Annotated in this window: 17 protein-coding genes and 5 pseudogenes; 14 read left to right on the top strand and 8 right to left on the bottom strand. The window is 59.7% G+C overall.

Annotated features, from left to right (window positions below):
• Window positions 1-33: 33 nt before the first annotated feature.
• Entirely contained in the window at window positions 34-864 is an 831-nt protein-coding gene (ppk2, locus tag LPU83_RS61685; protein WP_024316535.1) for a polyphosphate kinase 2, read from the top strand.
• A gap of 107 nt (window positions 865-971) precedes the next feature.
• Window positions 972-2,690 carry a SulP family inorganic anion transporter gene (locus tag LPU83_RS61680; RefSeq protein ID WP_167546226.1) on the top strand — a complete coding sequence of 573 codons (1,719 nt, stop codon included), beginning with the start codon at window positions 972-974 and terminating at the stop codon, window positions 2,688-2,690.
• Here LPU83_RS61680 and LPU83_RS61675 read toward each other — a convergent pair.
• Window positions 2,687-3,615 (bottom strand): annotated as a pseudogene (locus tag LPU83_RS61675) (IS481 family transposase). The gene LPU83_RS61680 and the pseudogene LPU83_RS61675 sit on opposite strands and share 4 nt — an antisense overlap.
• A 192-nt stretch (window positions 3,616-3,807) precedes the next feature.
• On the opposite strand from LPU83_RS61675, the pseudogene LPU83_RS74460 reads away from it, so the two are divergent.
• Window positions 3,808-4,086, top strand: a pseudogene (locus LPU83_RS74460) (IS630 family transposase); the annotation flags it as partial.
• Between the two features lie 74 nt (window positions 4,087-4,160).
• Window positions 4,161-4,276: pseudogene (locus LPU83_RS75915) on the top strand (nucleotidyltransferase family protein); the annotation flags it as partial.
• A 22-nt stretch (window positions 4,277-4,298) separates the two neighbouring features.
• Here LPU83_RS75915 and LPU83_RS61670 read toward each other — a convergent pair.
• Complete coding sequence (locus tag LPU83_RS61670) at window positions 4,299-5,012, bottom strand: GntR family transcriptional regulator (RefSeq protein WP_024316537.1); 714 nt, start codon at window positions 5,010-5,012, stop codon at window positions 4,299-4,301.
• Window positions 5,013-5,278: 266 nt separating this feature from the next.
• Here LPU83_RS61670 and LPU83_RS61665 point away from each other — a divergent pair, with 266 nt between their 5' ends.
• The 7 genes from LPU83_RS61665 (at window position 5,279) to LPU83_RS61635 (ending at window position 11,564) form a co-directional block, all read left to right on the top strand.
• A complete protein-coding gene (locus LPU83_RS61665; protein WP_024316538.1) occupies window positions 5,279-6,361 on the top strand; it encodes an ABC transporter ATP-binding protein in 1,083 nt (360 codons plus the stop codon).
• A 29-nt stretch (window positions 6,362-6,390) separates the two neighbouring features.
• On the top strand, window positions 6,391-7,689 hold the full coding sequence (locus tag LPU83_RS61660) for an ABC transporter substrate-binding protein (RefSeq protein WP_024316539.1): 1,299 nt from the start codon (window positions 6,391-6,393) through the stop codon (window positions 7,687-7,689).
• Window positions 7,690-7,761: 72 nt separating this feature from the next.
• Window positions 7,762-8,676 (top strand): ABC transporter permease, encoded by a 915-nt coding sequence (locus tag LPU83_RS61655; RefSeq protein WP_024316540.1) that lies wholly within the window; start codon window positions 7,762-7,764, stop codon window positions 8,674-8,676.
• Window position 8,677: 1 nt separating this feature from the next.
• Entirely contained in the window at window positions 8,678-9,499 is an 822-nt protein-coding gene (locus LPU83_RS61650; protein WP_024316541.1) for an ABC transporter permease, read from the top strand.
• A gap of 4 nt (window positions 9,500-9,503) precedes the next feature.
• On the top strand, window positions 9,504-10,247 hold the full coding sequence (locus tag LPU83_RS61645) for an aspartate/glutamate racemase family protein (RefSeq protein WP_024316542.1): 744 nt from the start codon (window positions 9,504-9,506) through the stop codon (window positions 10,245-10,247).
• A 3-nt stretch (window positions 10,248-10,250) separates the two neighbouring features.
• Entirely contained in the window at window positions 10,251-10,862 is a 612-nt protein-coding gene (locus LPU83_RS61640) for a flavin reductase family protein (protein ID WP_024316543.1), read from the top strand.
• A gap of 189 nt (window positions 10,863-11,051) precedes the next feature.
• On the top strand, window positions 11,052-11,564 hold the full coding sequence (locus LPU83_RS61635) for a sigma-70 family RNA polymerase sigma factor (RefSeq protein ID WP_225040517.1): 513 nt from the start codon (window positions 11,052-11,054) through the stop codon (window positions 11,562-11,564).
• Window positions 11,565-11,665: 101 nt separating this feature from the next.
• On the opposite strand, the gene LPU83_RS61630 is transcribed toward LPU83_RS61635, so the two are convergent.
• The 4 genes from LPU83_RS61630 to LPU83_RS61615 form a co-directional block, all read right to left on the bottom strand.
• Complete coding sequence (locus LPU83_RS61630; protein ID WP_141652584.1) at window positions 11,666-11,881, bottom strand: hypothetical protein; 216 nt, start codon at window positions 11,879-11,881, stop codon at window positions 11,666-11,668.
• A gap of 66 nt (window positions 11,882-11,947) precedes the next feature.
• Window positions 11,948-12,217 carry a hypothetical protein gene (locus LPU83_RS61625; RefSeq protein ID WP_024316546.1) on the bottom strand — a complete coding sequence of 90 codons (270 nt, stop codon included), beginning with the start codon at window positions 12,215-12,217 and terminating at the stop codon, window positions 11,948-11,950.
• Between the two features lie 395 nt (window positions 12,218-12,612).
• Window positions 12,613-13,737: an S-adenosylmethionine:tRNA ribosyltransferase-isomerase gene (locus LPU83_RS61620; protein ID WP_024316547.1), complete on the bottom strand. Its 1,125-nt coding sequence runs from the start codon at window positions 13,735-13,737 to the stop codon at window positions 12,613-12,615.
• Window positions 13,734-14,456 (bottom strand): SDR family NAD(P)-dependent oxidoreductase, encoded by a 723-nt coding sequence (locus LPU83_RS61615; RefSeq protein ID WP_024316548.1) that lies wholly within the window; start codon window positions 14,454-14,456, stop codon window positions 13,734-13,736. The genes LPU83_RS61620 and LPU83_RS61615 overlap by 4 nt, the downstream gene beginning before the upstream one ends.
• Before the next feature lie 86 nt (window positions 14,457-14,542).
• Between LPU83_RS61615 and soxR the strand changes: the two genes are divergently transcribed.
• A complete protein-coding gene (soxR, locus tag LPU83_RS61610; RefSeq protein ID WP_024316549.1) occupies window positions 14,543-14,977 on the top strand; it encodes a redox-sensitive transcriptional activator SoxR in 435 nt (144 codons plus the stop codon).
• Window positions 14,978-15,436: 459 nt separating this feature from the next.
• Here soxR and LPU83_RS61600 read toward each other — a convergent pair whose 3' ends face one another.
• Both LPU83_RS61600 and LPU83_RS61595 read right to left on the bottom strand, forming a co-directional pair.
• Entirely contained in the window at window positions 15,437-15,955 is a 519-nt protein-coding gene (locus LPU83_RS61600) for an RES family NAD+ phosphorylase (RefSeq protein ID WP_024316551.1), read from the bottom strand.
• Window positions 15,952-16,341 carry an antitoxin Xre/MbcA/ParS toxin-binding domain-containing protein gene (locus LPU83_RS61595; RefSeq protein ID WP_024316552.1) on the bottom strand — a complete coding sequence of 130 codons (390 nt, stop codon included), beginning with the start codon at window positions 16,339-16,341 and terminating at the stop codon, window positions 15,952-15,954. The genes LPU83_RS61600 and LPU83_RS61595 overlap by 4 nt, the downstream gene beginning before the upstream one ends.
• Window positions 16,342-16,375: 34 nt before the next feature.
• Between LPU83_RS61595 and LPU83_RS75430 the strand changes: the two are divergent.
• Window positions 16,376-16,549 (top strand): annotated as a pseudogene (locus tag LPU83_RS75430) (hypothetical protein); the annotation flags it as partial.
• 246 nt (window positions 16,550-16,795) lie between these two features.
• Window positions 16,796-17,100 (top strand): annotated as a pseudogene (locus tag LPU83_RS61585) (hypothetical protein).
• Window positions 17,101-17,272: the final 172 nt, after the last annotated feature.

The raw sequence follows: 17,272 nt of genomic DNA, 5'->3' as shown, positions 1-17,272 counted from the left end.
CCTGCCCGGAAGCCGATCAACTTGGAGGGAGCCATGACCAAAATGCACGCCCTAGACCTTGAAGCCCCCGCGGAAGAGAAAACGAAGAAAGACAAGTCGTGGAACTACGACAAGGAGATAAAGAAGCTTCAGGTGGAGTTGGCGCACCTGCAGGCCTGGGTGAAGAAATCGGGGGCAAGGATCGTGATCGTCTTCGAGGGGCGCGACGCCGCCGGCAAAGGCGGGATGATCAAACGAATTACCGAGAAAGTGAGCCCGCGTGTGTTTCGTGTGATTGCTCTGCCCGCGCCGACCGACCGTGAAAAGTCGCAGATGTACATGCAGCGCTACCTTGCCCACATGCCAGCGGCCGGGGAAATCGTCATCTTCGATCGCAGTTGGTACAATCGTCCAGGCGTCGACCGTGTCATGGGGTTCTGCAGCGAAAAGAAAGCCCAGAGGTTTCTCGAACTTGCTCCTCGATTTGAGGCGGCAATCGTTGAAAGCGGTATTGTCCTATTGAAGTATTTTCTCACTGTCAGCGAGGAAGAACAGGAGCGTCGCTTCAAGCGGCGGATCGAAGACCCGCTGCGGCAGTGGAAATTGAGCCCGATGGATGTCGAATCCTACCGCAAATGGTGGGACTACACCCGTGCCTATGACGAGATGCTGCGCAAGACCAACCATCAGCAGGCGCCTTGGTGGCTCGTTCCGTCGGACGACAAAGAGCGCGCCCGTATCAACTGCATTTCGCACATACTCAAATCGATCCCCTACGAGCGAGTTAAATTTCGCGAACCCGATCTCGGCAAGCGCCAGAAGCGGCCGGACGACTATGTCGAAGATCAAAGCCACAGGAACGTTGTGCCCGATCTGACACACTAGACGTCGGGTCAGCCCTATCGAGGACGGAGTGACCGGCGTGCGGCCAGATGCGGCGGCCATCCCCCAAACGCGAGCGTCCGAATTTTCCGTTGGAGATCTTCGCCGCCATGCCGACCCTTCCCCTCATATCAAGTCTGAGAGAATATCGGGTGGAGTGGCTCCGGTACGATCTGACATCCGGGCTGGCCATTGCCGCGGTTGGCTTGCCAAGCGCCATCGCCTACCCCGCTCTGGCGGGCTTGCCACCCGAAGTCGGAATCTACGCGAGCATCCTGTCGGTGCTTGGCTATGCCCTGCTCGGCTCGTCGCGGCAGCTCATTGTGGGCCCCGACGCCGGCACGGTGACGGTGCTGGCAGCGGTTCTTGTTTCTTTCGGGCTGTCGTCGACGGCCGAAAACGTCGTGGCTTCCGCGGCGATCGCCGCAATGGTCGGCCTCCTTTGCTTTCTGGCAAGCTTCCTTCGGCTGGGGTTTATCGCCAACCTCCTCTCACGTCCGATCCTGACCGGATTTATGACCGGCATCTCGCTATCGATCCTGATTGGACAGATCGGCCGCTTTACCGGGGTGAAGATCGAAAGCGACGGGCTGTTCGGGCCACTCGTCGAAATCGCAAAAAAGTCGGACCTGATCCACTGGCCTTCGCTCTGGTTGGGGGCAGGACTGTTCGTGGTGCTCCGGCTTCTCGGCAAATGGCTACCATCTGTCCCAGGACCGCTTGTCGTCATGGCACTCGCAACCGCCCTGTCCTACGCTTTTGATTTCCAGGCTTTGGGTATTCGTGTTGTTGGCGCTGTCCCTTCCCAGCTACCGTCGCCGTCGATCCCAATCCCGGATGTCGCCATCGGTGACCTGATCCTCGGGGCGGCAGCCGTTTTGATCGTCAGCTTTGGCGCGGGTATCGTAACCGCGCGTAGTTTCGGCGCGAAGAACCGATATCCGGTCGATGCCAACCGTGAGCTCCTTGGCTTTGGAGCGGCGAACCTTGCCTCGGGAGTGTTCGGCGGCTTCGCAGTCACCGCCTCCGATTCCCGCACCGCGATCAACGACCTCATGGGCGGAAAGACTCAAGTAGCGGCTGTCATCTCGGCTGCCGCCCTCACGCTTACGGTCCTGTTTCTGACCGACGCGCTGGCGATCCTGCCCACTCCCGCGCTTGGGGCCGTGCTGGCGTCGGCCGCCATTAGCCTCATCGATCTTAGAACGCTGGGCCAACTGTGGCGAATCAGTCGGATCGAGTTTCTCTTTGCGGTTATCAGCATTGCGGGTGCGCTCAGCCTCGGCGTCTTGCAGGGAGTGATCATAGCCGTGGTCGCGACACTGCTATATCTTGTCATGGAAGGAATGACCCCGCGCGATGCATTGCTTGGACGCATTCCAGGGCGCGACGGCTTCTACAAGCTTCATCGCTATCCCCAAGCAGAGCCAGTTCCCGGCGTGGTGATCTACCTCGTTCAGGGGAGCCTGCTATTTTACAACGCGGAACACATAAAGAGCAGGATGGAAGAGATCTTTGCGACGCTGGCACCGGATACCAAGTGGTTCATATTCGACGCAGGAGCAGCCGCTCAGATTGACAGCACCGCAGCGGTGATGCTTGACGAGATACGCACAATGGCAGAGGAGCGCGGCATAAAGTTCGCGATAGTGGAACTGCACAGCGAGCCGCTGGAAATACTGGAACGATCCGGTGTCCTTGCCCGAGTCGGCTCGACCATGATTTTTGATGAGTTGGAGGAGGCGGTGGACCTTGTGGAACACCAACCGGCTGTGGAGCCAAGGGATGGCGATGACGCGGCCGGTCACTCGGCCGACATCGCGCGCTAGATGTGGAGCCTCAACAGGTTGTCTCGGTTAAGGGCGAGGCGACTGATTGGCGTTTTTGATTTCAGACTGCCGTGAGGGCGATGCCAATTGTACATGTGGGTCCAGTTGGGCAGATGCGCCTTTCGATGCTCTGAAGAAGGATAGGCACGTGCATAGGCCCATTCGCGCAAGGCGGTCTGAATGAGGGTGTAGGGTTTGGTGAGGATGTGCTTAAGGCCGAGCGCCTTGCAGGCTTTGGCGAAGTCCTTGGCCTTGTAGCAGGAGCCGTTGTCGGTCATCACCCGCGTGACCGTGATGGCGAGGCTGTCGTAATAAGCGACTGCCGCCTTGAGGAAGGCAATGGCGCTGACGGCCTTTTCGTCCGGGAAGATATTGGTGAAGGCGATGCGGGAGGCATCGTCGATGCAGACATGAACATATTCCCAGCCGACACCTCGCGAATTGCTCTGGCCGGTCCTGTCGCCGGTGATCCGGTGACCAACGCGGTCAAAGCGGCCAAGGCGCTTGATGTCCAGACGGATCAGGCCACCAGGCTGTGCATACTCGTAGCGTACGATCGGTTCCGCCGGCTCAATGTCTTTCATCCGCGACAAGCCCGTTCGCCTGAGAACACGGCTGACGGTGGCGGGCGAGACGCCTGTTTCCATGGCGATATGCTTGCCCGTCAGACGCTGCCTTCGAAGACGGACAATGCGCTCGCACAAAGCCTGATCCGCCTGCCGAGGACTGGTTTTGGGCGGGACGAATGATCCATCATCCCCGCGCGTCCCGACATCCTAAACCGTTCGGCCCAGCGAGACACGATCTTTGGCGAGACACCATAGAGGCGGGCAGCCTGCGCTTTCGATAGCGTACCGCCGAGAACGGAGACGGCCATTTCTTCTCGACGCAATGGTGTCAGACGTGCATTCTTATGAATGTTCATTCGGCGCGATCCTGGAAAACTGAGGCGTGGTAACTCCAGTCTCCTAGATCCGCTCCGAATGGACAACCTCCTGAAAGCTCACAGCTAGAGCGCATCCATTGAAATCGAATTCGGGTTTGGGGTTCGCTCTCTGAGAATTTCATGATTCCTTCGTTGCTAAGATGATTTGCCGGGAGGGAGCACGGCAGCCGCATGAGTAACGATCTTCGCAGCCGCGTCCTGACGGCTCTGCAGATGGGGTGTCGGCCAGGTCCGCAGGCGGGATTGGCGTTTCGACGGCGATCGCCTGGATCGCGAGCGCACGACATGGCCAGTTGACGCCAGCCAAACAAGGCTGACGCGGAGGTTGGCGTGAGGTCGCGAAGGGCATCACGCTCAACGAGATGGTGTTACGCCTGCGAAAGGAGAAGTCCGTCTCCATCGGTCGCAGTGCGTTGGTCAGCTTGGCTATGCAGGCGCGGCTGGACATTCCTTGGGGTTGTCGTGCAATTTGCCAGTTATACCGTTTTGGTGAAAAGGTATAACGGCAGAGCGTCGCCATGGAAATGAAGCCGATAGACATGTACCAGACGATGCTTGCCGAACTGGGCCAGCGCTCGCTCGATGGGCACGGCCCATGGACTTCCCTCCCGATGGTCGCATCACCCCGGTTACGCTGCGGCGGGATCCCACGCTAGAACTTGCTACAGATCGAAAGCTTCCTTGAGTCCGACGCTCTTACGTTCGCGTAGATCGAGGTCGGCCTCGATATGCGCGATATGGTGAAGCATCAACCGGCAAGCCTCTTCCAGATCGCTTCGCTCGATTGCGGCGGCGATGTCGCCATGCTCGGAATGGCCACAGCTCGAGATGGTCGATTGGCCGTAAAGGGCGATCACGAGCGAGGAGCGCGCAACGAGTTCATCCATGAAACGTTGCATGATGGCATTGCCCGATATCGCAGCAAGCGTCAGGTGAAAATCGCCGGAAGCCTTGATCTCGGCGCGGCGCGCCGTCTGACCGCGTTCGCCCATTAGTCGGCCTTCCTCCAGCAGCAATTGCTTCAGGTGCTGGATCTGCGAAGGCGTAATTCTGGCTGCCGCCTCCCGCAGAATTCCGGGCTCGATCAGACGACGGGCGGCGAAAATCTGCCGTGCCTCTTCGGGTGAAGGGTAGGCTACGAACGCGCCTCGGTTTTTCTCGACACTGACGAGGCCCTCATAGGAAAGGGATTGCAAGGCTGCCCGAGCGAGCGTTCGGCTGACATTGAACAGGTTGCCAACGTCGGTTTCCGACAGCTTCGTTCCTGGCGACAGGCGCCGTTCCACGATTGCATCGCGGATCGCGTCGCGGATTTTTTGCGTGCCGGTATCGGCTGAATCGTCGGCGGTTTGGAGGGCGGTTGCGGAGGATTTCATGAAATCGGATACCTTTTGACCGGGAAATGATATCTGCGTTTCCCGCAAAAGTTAAATGGAATTTGCTCTCAAAGTGACGTCTAAATTGTATACGATACTCTGCACGAATTGCAGACGATAGCCTATTTTATGTGCAGATTGGCCCAGCGCCTGAATTTTAAGACAACGGGAATTTCAGGACAACTCTCTGATTTGCCGATGGCTGATGCGACGCAACAGGAACTGGCACGGCAGATGCATTGGCTTTCTCGAATAGAGGAAGACCGATGTCGAAAGCCGCAGAGATCGATATAGTATCCGTTTCCAAGGTGTATGGCGCCACCACGGCTGTCCATTCCATCAGCTTGAAGATTCCGGCCGGCTCCTACTGCTGCTTCCTTGGGCCTTCGGGCTGCGGCAAGACTTCGACGCTGCGCATGATCGCCGGCCACGAGAGCATTTCGTCCGGCGACATCAGGCTTGGAAATGCCGTCGTCACCGATTTTCCACCCGCCAAGCGCGGCACTGCGATGATGTTCCAGTCCTACGCGCTGTTTCCGCATCTAGACCTCATCGACAATGTCGCCTTCAGCCTGAAGATGAAAGGCGTTGACAAGGAGGAGCGTCGCACCAGGGCGCTGCAGATGCTGACACTGATGCAGATGGACGCCTATGCGACGCGGCGCCCGGCACAGCTTTCGGGCGGCCAGCAACAGCGTGTGGCGCTGGCGCGCGCTCTCATCACCGATCCGGAGGCACTGCTGCTCGACGAGCCGCTTTCGGCACTCGATCCGTTTCTCAAGATCCGCATGCGCGCCGAGCTCAAGAAGCTCCAGAAGAGCCTCGGCATCACCTTCGTTCATGTGACGCACAGCCAGGAAGAGGCGATGGCGCTGGCCGATCTGATCGTCATCATGAACGACGGCAAGATCGAGCAGGCGGCAACCCCGCGCAAGGTGTTCGAAGAGCCCGCCACCGCGTTCGTCGCACGTTTCATGGGCGATCACAACGTGCTGTCTGGCCGTGTCGTCTCCTCGCAAAACGGGGTCACGACGCTGGAGGCGCCGGAGGGGCAAGCCTTTTCCGTGCGCGGCAATGGCAAACAGGTCGGCGAGAGCGTCGATATCGGCGTCCGCACTGATCGCGTCCGCCTCGACGCGTCCGCCGACAACACGCTCGGTCTCAACGGCATCGTCTCCAACATTGAATATCGCGGCGCGTCGGTGAAGATCACCGTCGTCGGCGCGGGTAGTGACGACTTCACGGTCATCGCGAATGACGGCGACTACTTCGCCAAACCCGTATCGGTCGGCGATGCGGTGTCTCTGAGTTGGGCTCTGGAGGATGCGATCCTCCTTGGCCATGCATGAACCTCACCACCAAAAAAAGGGGAACTGACATGACAACTGAAAAGAAGACGACCAAGACGGAACCGGGGATTTCCCGCCGTAGCCTCCTAAAGACGGGCGCTGCCGCCATCGGTGCAGCCGCGGGCTCCGGCCTGATCACTGGCTTCCCGACCATCTGGGCACAGTCGAACATCACGCTTCGTCAGTTCGGCACCGGCGTTTCGAACATCAACGCCATCGCCGAGCAGTGCAAAAAGGACCTCGGCATCACGCTCGAGATGACGGCAACCGATTCCGACGCTGCCGCCCAGCGCGCCGTGACGCAGCCCGACAGCTACGACATCGCCGATATCGAATACTGGATCCTGAAGAAGGTCTATCCAACCGGTGTCATCCAGCCGATGGAAACGAAGAAGCTGAAGTATTACGATCAGGTCGTGCCGCTTTTCAAGACAGGCAAGCTGAAGCCAGACAGCGTTATCGCTCAGGGCACGGCGCCGCACACGGTCGGCTATGTCGAAAGCAAGGATGCCAAGACCTTCGCCAAGGGCGAGACTGAATTCTTCACCATGATGCCGACGATCTACAATGCCGATACGCTAGGTATTCGCCCTGACCTCGTCGGCCGCGAGATCTCCACCTGGGCCGATATCATGGATCCGAAGTTCAAGGGCAAGACCTCGATCCTCAACATCCCGTCGATCGGCATCATGGACGCCGCGATGATCATGGAAGCCTTGGGCAACATCAAATATGCCGACAAGGGCAATATGACCAAGGAAGAGATCGACAAGACGATCGAGTTCCTGATCAAGGCAAAGCAGGATGGCCAGTTCCGTGCCTTCTGGAAGAGCTTCGACGAGTCCGTCAACCTGATGGCCTCCGGCGAAGTCGTTATCCAGTCCATGTGGTCGCCGGCCGTTGCCGCCGTCCGTTCGAAGGGCATCGCCTGCAAGTATCAGCCGCTCAAGGAAGGCTATCGTTCGTGGGGCGGCGGTCTCGGCCTTGCCTCGCACCTCAAGGGCGCTCAGCTCGACGCGGCATACGAATACATCAACTGGTACACGTCTGGCTGGGTCGGCGGCTACCTCAACCGCCAAGGCTATTACTCGGCCTGCATGGAGACTGCCAAGAAGTTCATGACCGCCGATGAATGGGGTTACTGGATCGAGGGCAAGGCGGCGCAGAGCGATGTCCTTTCACCGGAAGGCAAAGTCATGGAGAAGGCCGGTGCTGTTCGCGACGGTGGTTCGTTCGAAGAGCGCATTGGTCATGTCGCGTGCTGGAACTCCGTCATGGATGAGGACCGCTACATGGTTCGGCGCTGGAACGAGTTCATCGCCGCTTAAGGCGCCCCCTTCTGCCAGGCCCTCTCCCCAGTTCCTTTGGGGAGAGGGTATCCACAACGGAGAGACCGGAAGATGGCCACGATCGCGTCTTCGCAGGCCGAGCAACAATCGCAACAGATAAGCCGTCGAAGGATCGGATGGCCGGCATGGGCAGCCTCTTATCTGCAGGCGACGCCGCTGGTTCTCATTCTCGGTTTCTTCTTCATCCTGCCGATCGCCATGATCGCTGTTGTCAGTTTCTGGGATTATGATTTCGCCGGCCTTTACCCCGCTTTCTTGACGATGAACTACACCGACACGCTCGGTTCATGGGTTACTTGGAAGACCTATCTCAACACCCTGAAATTCACGGTCATCGTCTGGGGCTTGACGCTCTTCATCGGCTTCTGGGTCGCCTACTTCCTGGCCTTCCACATCCGCCGCACGACGACACAGATGATCCTCTTCCTGGTCTGCACCGTGCCGTTCATGACGTCGAACATCATCCGGATGATCTCCTGGATCCCGGTGCTTGGCCGTAATGGGCTCGTCAACTCGGCGCTGGTTCAGATGGGCATCGTGCCGCAGCCGATCGAATGGCTGCTCTATTCCGATTTCGCCGTCGTTCTTGCCATGGTGCACCTCTACACGCTGTTCATGGTAACGCCGATCTTCAATACGCTGATGCGCATCGATCGCTCACTCTTCGAGGCGGCGCGCGATGCCGGCGCCAGCGGCTGGCAGATCCTCTGGAACGTCGTTCTGCCACTTGCAAAGCCCGGCATGGCGATCGGGACGATTTTCGTCGTCACCCTCGTCATGGCCGATTTCTCGACCGTCCAGGTCATGTCCGGCGGCCAGAGCGCCTCCGTGGCACTGATGATGAAGAACCAGATGTCGCTGCTGCAATATCCGGCCGCTGCCGCCAACGCGGTGGTGCTGCTGGTGGTCGTCCTCCTGATGGTTGCCGCGATCCTTCGCGTCGTCGATATCCGCAAGGAGCTGTGAGATGAACCACGAGAAGCGCACCTTCGAATTCTATGTGCTTGCGGCGTTCTTTCTCGTCTTCGTGCTGTTCCTGTACGGACCGCTGTCGGCGATCCTGATCCTGTCCTTCCAGGGGCCGGATGGCGGCCTGACGTTCCCGCTGAATGGTGTATCCGTTCATTGGTTTTTCAATCTGTTCGAGAAGCAGGCGGTCGGCGACTTCGGCGCCTCTTTCCGTCGCTCCTTCACGCTCGGGCTGATGGTGATGGTGGTAACCGTTGTCGTTTCGCTGCTGGCGGGCCTGGCGTTCCGGCGCCGCTTCCGCGGTTCGACCGTGCTTTTTTATGCGACGGTCGCAAGCCTCGTCGTTCCATCGATCATCATTTCGCTCGGGATCGGCGTGGTGTTCCAGCAAAGCGGCCTGAAGCCAGCCTGGTATTCATCCGCTTTCGGCGCGCATCTGACATGGACGCTGCCGTTCGGCGTGCTGATCATGTTTGCCGTCTTCAACCGCTTCTCGCCCGCCTATGAAGAGGCGGCGCGCGATCTCGGCGCGACCTCCTGGCAGACGTTCAGGCATGTCGTGCTGCCGATGATTGCGCCAAGCCTGATCGGCGTTGGCCTTTTCGGCTTCACACTTTCCTATGACGAATTCGCTCGGACGCTGATGACATCGGGCAGCTACAACACGCTGCCGCTCGAGATTTACGGCATGACCACCAACGTCACGACGCCGGTGCTCTACGCGCTCGGAACGGTGACGACGCTGTTTTCCTTCACCATCATTCTCGTCGCGCTCGGTATCATGCTCATGCTGCGCCGGCGCCAAGCAAAAACAAGTTGATCTGATGCGCATTCTTCTCGTCAATCCCAATACGACGGCCTCCATGACCGAGAAGGCGGCTGTCGCTGCCCGCGCGGTCGCGGCCTCCGGCACCGATATTATTGCTGCGACCTCCCGTATGGGGCCGGTCTCGATCGAGGGGCATTACGACGGCGCCTTGGCCATCCCGGGGCTTCTCAACGAACTGAAGGAACAGAAGGCCGGTGGTTATGACGCGGCCATCATCGCCTGCTTCGACGATACCGGGCTTGATGCCGCGCGCAGCTTTGCCGACGTGCCGGTGCTCGGGCTCTGCGAGTCCGCTGTCGCGACGGCCGGGTTCCTGGCGCAACGCTTTACCGTCGTGACGACGCTGGAGCGCTCGCGCGTTCTGATCGACAATCTCGTGCGGCGCTATGGCATGGGCGGACGTGCAAAGGTGCGCGCATCGGATATACCGGTTCTTCAGCTCGAAGACCCCGCGTCGGGTGCCATCGACAAGCTGCGAACCGAGATCGAACGGGCACTCTTGGAAGATGGGGCGGAGGCGATCGTGCTCGGTTGCGCCGGCATGACCGATCTGGCGCGCGAGCTGCAGGATATCTACGGCGTCCCGGTCGTCGACGGTGTCGCTGCTGCGGTCAAGCAGGCGGAGGCGCTGGTGTCGCTTGGGCTCTCGACCAGCAAGCGCGGCTCCTATGCATCGCCGCTGGCCAAGCCCTTCACGGGCGCGATGAGCGCCTTTGCGCCGATGCGGGCAGCAAGCTGATCCATGACCATTTCCTTCGACTTCGAAACGCTCTCCGAGCGCGAACGCTACAAGCTGATGATCGGGACCATCATTCCGCGGCCGATTGCGCTCGTGACGACCATCGACGAGCATGGCCGCATCAATGCCGCACCCTTCAGCTTCTTCAACTGCCTGTCGGCCGATCCGCCGATCCTGGCGCTCGGCGTCGAGAACAATCCGGACATGTCCTTCAAGGACACGGGCCATAACATCCGCATGACCGAGGTCTTCACGGTCAACATCGTGTCGTTTGCCATCGCGGATGCGATGCATATCTGCGGTTCGAAATATCCGCGCGGCGTCGACGAATTGAAGGAAGCCGGGCTGACGGCGATGCCTGGCCAGAAGGTCGCCTCGCCATGGATTGCGGAGGCGCCGGCAGCCTTTGAGTGCCGGCGTCACGTCACGCTGGAGCTCGGGAAATCCCGGCAGATCATCCTGGGCGAAATCATCTACGCGCACTATCGCGATGGCGTCGTCGATCCGGAACGGCTGCGCGTCGATCCCGCCGAAGTCGATGCCATTGCGCGCCTGGGTGGCGACACCTGCTCCACGATCCGAGATCGCTTTCAGATGCTGACACCGAAATTGTAAGGGCGCGGTGTCACCACGAGCCTGCTGAAGGATATCAAATTGCGCTTCGAGATCACTGACCGAAACGCCAAGATTCGTTCACTGCTGTGTCGTCAAACCCAAACCTTTTGGTTCGATATCGGACGGTGGGCGAAATGCCGGAACCATTAGTGCTCGTATCCATTGCGGTTGATGTTCGGAGGAACCGCAATGCCGCAGTACCCTTCCATTCAGGATGACATCGTTGCCCTGCGTCCTGTCATGCAGGCCTTCGCGCGGCGCTTTACCAAATCAGATGCCGACGCCGAGGATCTTGCTCAGGAAACGATCATGAAGGCCCTCAGTCATCTGGATCATTTCACGCCCGGAACCAACCTCAAGAGCTGGATGTTCACCATCCTGCGAAACCACTACTGCAGCCAGTACAAGCGCTCGAAGCGTTGTCGTCCGGCCTCCGATCTCTCCGACGGCTCCTTCGAGATCCCCGTGCCATCGGATCAGGATTGGCCATTGCGGCTGAAAGATGTTTCAGACGCGATTGATCGCCTGCCCCAACAGTTGAGACAACCGCTAATGCTGGTCGTGGCCGGGCGCTCGTACATGGATGCTGCAAAGGAGTGCGGGTGCGAAATCGGCACCATAAAAAGCCGCGTCGCGCGTGCACGGATGGCTTTGATGCTGGCTTTGGACGAGGTCTCCTTCAGCGAAGCTGCAACCAGGTAGGAAAGGCGGGCGATCAGAAGTTCGCTTCAGGTTGACCGCCTCGTGGCTCGCGTCTGGCTGAGGCAACCCGTATCAGGAATCCCTGAGGTCACTAAGAGCAGCTAGTGGAACGCCGTCTGCCTGGCTTCCAGATAACGGGCCATCGCACTTAGGCGTCGGGGGCAGACAAGACCGACGCGGTACAAGGCAATAATTGTTCGCGCCAGCCGGTCGGGATCGGTGCAGATGTTGTCTGCCCGCAGACGTTCGAAAACCGGTGTGAGAATCTCAAAGTCGGTGGACGTCAGGATGTCCGGGAAGTATCTCATCTGATGCACGGCACCCTCCGCGAACTCACGCCCTAGCAAAACCCTACGCTTCTGATCGAAGAGTTCAAGCGAATCCTAATGTGTTCGAAAGGTTTGCCGGAGACGATGGTAGATCGCACAGATTTCTCCTTTCGCCTCGCTCAGAACAAAGCATCCGGGGGGCTTCAATGAACTCGAAACGAAGGCCGCGAACACGAAAGGGATCTGGCCAACGTCAAGCATTTCCACGCACGCGATCATCTCGTGACCCTCGTAATCGAGATCGACGATCGCGCCATCGTGGCCACCAAGGTCAGACGCCTCAAGGGCTGCCGCAGCAATCGGACCCGCCAGAACGATATCCATTGCTTTCCAAGCATTTGAGACACTCGACGGGAGCGTACGTTTGGAAATCACAAGATATCGAAGCATGGTTGCCCCCTGAGTTGCGATATCCGAACAGAACACACTCAGAGATGTTCCGGAAGTCCCCTTGCACGAGTTCCGATCTGAGAAGAGTGAGCGCCAGGGACCACCTTGGTGCGCCGTTTGACGGTAGGAGAACGCCGGTTTCGGACGGCTGCGGCCGCGCCTCGCGTTGAACATTATCGCAAAGGAGGCGGAACGCCTCTGCGGCTCGAACATACTCTGACGATCATCGTGATCTCTCAAAAGCCAAGAGAAAGCTGCCGCGGCTGATGGTTTTCGACCACGACTGGAAAGCGCCGCCTTGAGCGGAGTTGAAGTGGCGAGGCCATCGGCTAGATTTTCACGTCCAGCACGCCGGGAACGCCATCAATCTTGCCGACATCATAGCCAAGCCGCGTGATGAGAGGTTCGCCTTCCGTTCCCGCCGATAGCTGCAGCGGCTGGCAGTTATACAGCACGGAATCGCCGAATTCATGCGCGCGGTAGCCGGACGCGGTGAGCGCTGCGAATGTCTCGGCGAGCAGGGCATCGTCAGCGAAGGCGCGCAGGAGCTCGAAATGGCTTTCGCCGGGTTGGTGGACGCCCGTAAGAACCGCATCGGCCACGCGAAGCGACGTGCCCTGCGCGATGCGCCCTGTCGCAATGCCATTTCCGGCGCGCACGCTGCCATCGGGATTGGCAGCGGCCTCGAGCGCGCGCACGACGCTCGTGCCGATCGCGATGATGCGGCTGCCGCAAAGCTTCGCCCGCGCGACGCGCTCCGCGGTGCGCTCGGGGATGTGGTACGGCTCGTCGAAGGGAAGGCGCAGGTCGAGCGCGGGATCGCCAGTGGAAGAAACGCCCGCGGCATGCGTGAGTGCTGCGAATCCGACGTCGCGCCGACGCCAGGTTTGAAGCGTGCGCCAGTCGAGCGCGAAAGACGCTGACGGCGCCTCGAACGCCAACGGCCGGGCGGCAATCTTCGTCCAAACATCCCACAGCGCCAATGGCTCGGGAACATGCGCGTATTGGATCGGCCGACCGTGCTGCGCCATTCCTGCAAGTACCGCTGCGGGGTTTCCTGGGAAGCGGAGCTCGAGAAGTCGTGGATGGTCGAGAAGACGCTCGACGACGGCGTCAAGCGGGCCGAGCCGCAGGCGGTCGCCTGTTGACAGCGCAGGCGGAGGCAGCCGGTCCTCCGTTGGCGTGCGGTGATCACCAAAGCCGAAGGCAATCGCCACGAAGCGGGTAGGATCGGAAAGTGTTAGCCAGCCGGCCAGGCGAATCTCGATCGCCTCACCGCTTGGGATATGCGTGCCGTGTAAGCTGGCAGGCAAGGTCGCGGCGTCATTGGCGACGACCAGATCGCTCGGATTAAACAGCGTCGCGAGCCTCGTGCGCGGCAGGTCACGCATCGTGCCGCCCGTCTCGACGACGAACAGTCTGGCGGAACGCCGATCGGAAAGGTCGGCAATCATGCTTGTTCCCCGGGGAAAAGCTGGGCCCGGACCGACAATGCGTCGAGCATCGTTTCGATGATCTCGCCAGCAGCAAGCTCGGGGGCCTTCAAGGTCGACGGATCGGCGTCCGGAAGCGCCAGCGCGTGAAGTGGGGTGTCCATATCGCCAGGGTCGAGCGAAAGGAGCTTGATACCATCGGGTTTCGCCTCCTCGTCCCAGATCGCGGTCAGATGGACAAGAGCGGCCTTGCTCGCGCCATAGGCGCCCCAGCCGGGATACGCGTTGACCGCCGCGTCGCTGGAGATGTTGATCACCAGCGCACCGCGGCCCTCGCGTGCTGACGCGGCAAGCGCACCAAACAGGGCTTTCGTCAGCCGGAAGACGCCGAGGACGTTGACCGCAAGCGCCGCTTCCAGCTCCTCGCAATCGGTATCGGCAAGAAGGGCCAGAGTGACAGGACCGAGGCTTGAAGCATTGTTGATCAGGACGTCGATCCCGCCAAAGCTGGCCGTGACCTGCATTGCGATCGGGTAGATGTCGTCCTTCTTGCCGATGTCCGCGACAATGCCGTGCGCGCCTGTCTCGGCTGCAACGCGCTCGACATTGGCTGCCGTGCGAGCGACGAAGGCGACGCGCGCGCCCTTCGCCGTAAGCTGCCGCACAAGCGACAGTCCGAGGCCGGACGTACCGCCTGTCACGATCACGCGAAGTCCCTGAAGATCGATTTTCATCTGCATTGGCGGTGCTCCTTTAGTCCGTGAGAACAGTTGCTACAAGTTCAAGTTAACTTGAAGTCAAGTGGGATTCGTGCTCTTATTCATGCATGGATCCGATGCTAACCATCACCGACGTGTCGCGGCGCAGCGGCGTAGCCTCGTCGGCACTGCGTTTCTACGAGGAGCGCGGGTTGATCCCGTCCGAGCGGGCCGGCTCGGGGCACAGGCGTTATCACCGATCCGTACTGCGCCGGATCGCCTTCATCGTCTTTGCGCAACGCATTGGGTTGAGGCTTGAGGAGATCGGCGCCGAGCTCGCCAAGTTGCCGGTCGACCGCGTGCCGTCGCGTCGGGATTGGTCACGGCTGTCGGGCGAGTGGGCAATGCGCATCGACCAGCGCATAGCCGAGTTGCAGCGCCTGCGGTCCGGGCTTACCGAATGCATCGGCTGCGGCTGCCTGTCGATCGACCGGTGTAGCCTGGCGAATCCTGCTGATGTGGCAGGACGCAAGGGGCCGGGGCCGAGGTATTGGCTGGGGTGATCGTAGGGCCGCGATCTCGGGGTCTTCGACCTGTTCATACTCACATCGCCCTGCCTGCCCTGCATAGCGGCAACAGGCATTGTTTCGGTTCTCCTCGGTCGATGTCTGCATCCAGGCGCGACCTAAAAATGGGCCAGGTTCGCGCTGGGTCTTCGTGATACTGGTCACCTGAGCCTCAAGGGCAAAAGACCTGCTGGCGGCCGGTGATTTCCGGTTGGCCGGAATGCGCGCATCATCCCAAGCCCAGCTTCCGGTAGGAGTTGCAGACCTCTTACAAATTCGGCCGGCCAAAGGTCAATTCGACTGCAAAACCCAATGACAAAATGCAACACTTCGCGACCGGCCACACCCTCGGTCTGGCCGTTGCTCCAGGGGAGTTCGATTGCGTGCGTGGCGGCATCGATGTCGCGTGGGATGGTTCGCGCGAAGCGCTGAGTAGCGGCGCGTGAAGCAAACGCTTCAACGCCACGATAGCTGATCTTTGGGGAGCCGACCGCTCGGGTCATCCACCTTTACCTGGCGAGGGAGATCTGGCCCCCATTTCCACAAAACGAGGTTCTGGTCATCCGACTCGGCGCCAGGCGCGAAACTCGGCACGAGGATGCCGGCCGCGCCGTGCCCGTGGAGGCGATCGTAGATCGCCCAGGAGGCGGGGCGTCGTGCATCTGCAAGTGCGGTTGCCCAGGCGCAAGTCATTTCATCGAATGAAACAGAATATTCGCGCCTGCCTTGCTCGGTGGTCAGATCAGCGACGTCCTCGCAGTCAATGTCGTAAGAACACAGGACGCAGGGATCGATGCGGTGGGCGAAGCCTTGATTGGCTTCCTTTACAGCCGTCATGATGCTGCGCGCAACGTAAAGCGCCGGCACTCCCTTCGGATTGAAGCGGGCGCCCCTGATTGCAGCACCATCGCCGGATGTTGGTTTAAAGGACCAGCGTGGATCATGCGCGCGATAGCAGGTTCCCTTAAACCTCAAGCAAAGCCGCCCAAGGCCATGTGGTCGAGATAATCGCGAACGGCTGCAGCCTTGCCATCCTTTACAAGTGCCTCGGCAGTTCGGTCACCGAAAGCCGGCAGCGGTTGTGCCCGGTACCAGGCCATTGCCTGTTCCTTGCCGCCGGCCCACTCTGTGATCCGGCTGATGATTTCAAGCATCTCGCGAAGACGGCTCTGCGTTTTCGCTGCACCGCTGCGCTCGCTCCGGTAGAGGCTTTCGCGCGCAAGTCCCGCAGTTTCCGCAAGCTGGCCTTTAGACATGCCAAAACCGTCTGCCACTTGCCCGATCGCGATTTTTCCACCTCGATCCATGTAAGACAGTATCAACGGACCGATCTCTCCAGGGTGTTTGTGCGCTTGAGCCATCTCTCTGCCTGCCATATGTAGAAACATATTTTACGTGCATAGGATATGGCATGACCCGCTCCGTTGCAAGGTGCCTCGCTCAAGCGACTTGTCGGTTATCACCGGTCCGTACTGCGCCGGGATCGCCTTCATCGCCTTTGCACAGCGCATTGGGTTGACGCTTGAGGAGATCGGCGCCGAGCTCGCCAAGTTGCCGGCAAACCGCGTGCCGTCGCGTCGGGATTGGTCACGGCTGTCTAGCGAGTGGGCATTGCGCATCGATCAGCATAACCGAGTTGCAGCGCCTGCGGTCGGGGCTTACCGAGTGCATCGGCTGCGGCTGGCTGTCGATCGACCATCGACCGGAGTAGCCTGGCGAACCCTGCTGATGTGGCAGGACGCAATGGGCCGGGGCCGAGGTATTGGCTGGGGTGAATTGGGTGCCGGTTACTGCAATCTGTGCCTAGCCCGCCTGATGGCGACGATCACCCACGTCCTAACCATCGACTATGTCGCGAAAATACTCGACGAGGACCCTGAGCTCCTTGGGCGATCGTCAGAAATTCCGATAATCTGACCTATGGAAGTATCATCAGCGTCTGTGCCGGATCAGACGAGGCAATTACTGCTCTCACTGACGATGGCATTGACGAGCTGCGCCAGATGCTTGCTCACGCTCGCCGCTCGACCGACGAATGGAACAATGGAACGACTTCCTCAAAGTCTTTGTCGACGACGATAGAGCTCATCGCCCACATCAAAGCGAAATCTCCGCGGTAACAACAATCGGGCGGTTACGGTTGAAGAGATGTTGAACACTTTCGAATACGCCAAGCAGCCCACTTTGGTGAACTTGCATGATCGGTTCTTCGGAATCGATACCGCCGCCTCAGTCTCTCAGCTCACCTCAAATTGGATTATGGCCCACCCTCGGTTAGAGATCGTTCCGAAG

It is taken from the genome of Rhizobium favelukesii (genome assembly GCF_000577275.2).
Lineage (GTDB): Bacteria > Pseudomonadota > Alphaproteobacteria > Rhizobiales > Rhizobiaceae > Rhizobium > Rhizobium favelukesii.
This window is presented reverse-complemented; position numbering and strand designations above follow the sequence as displayed.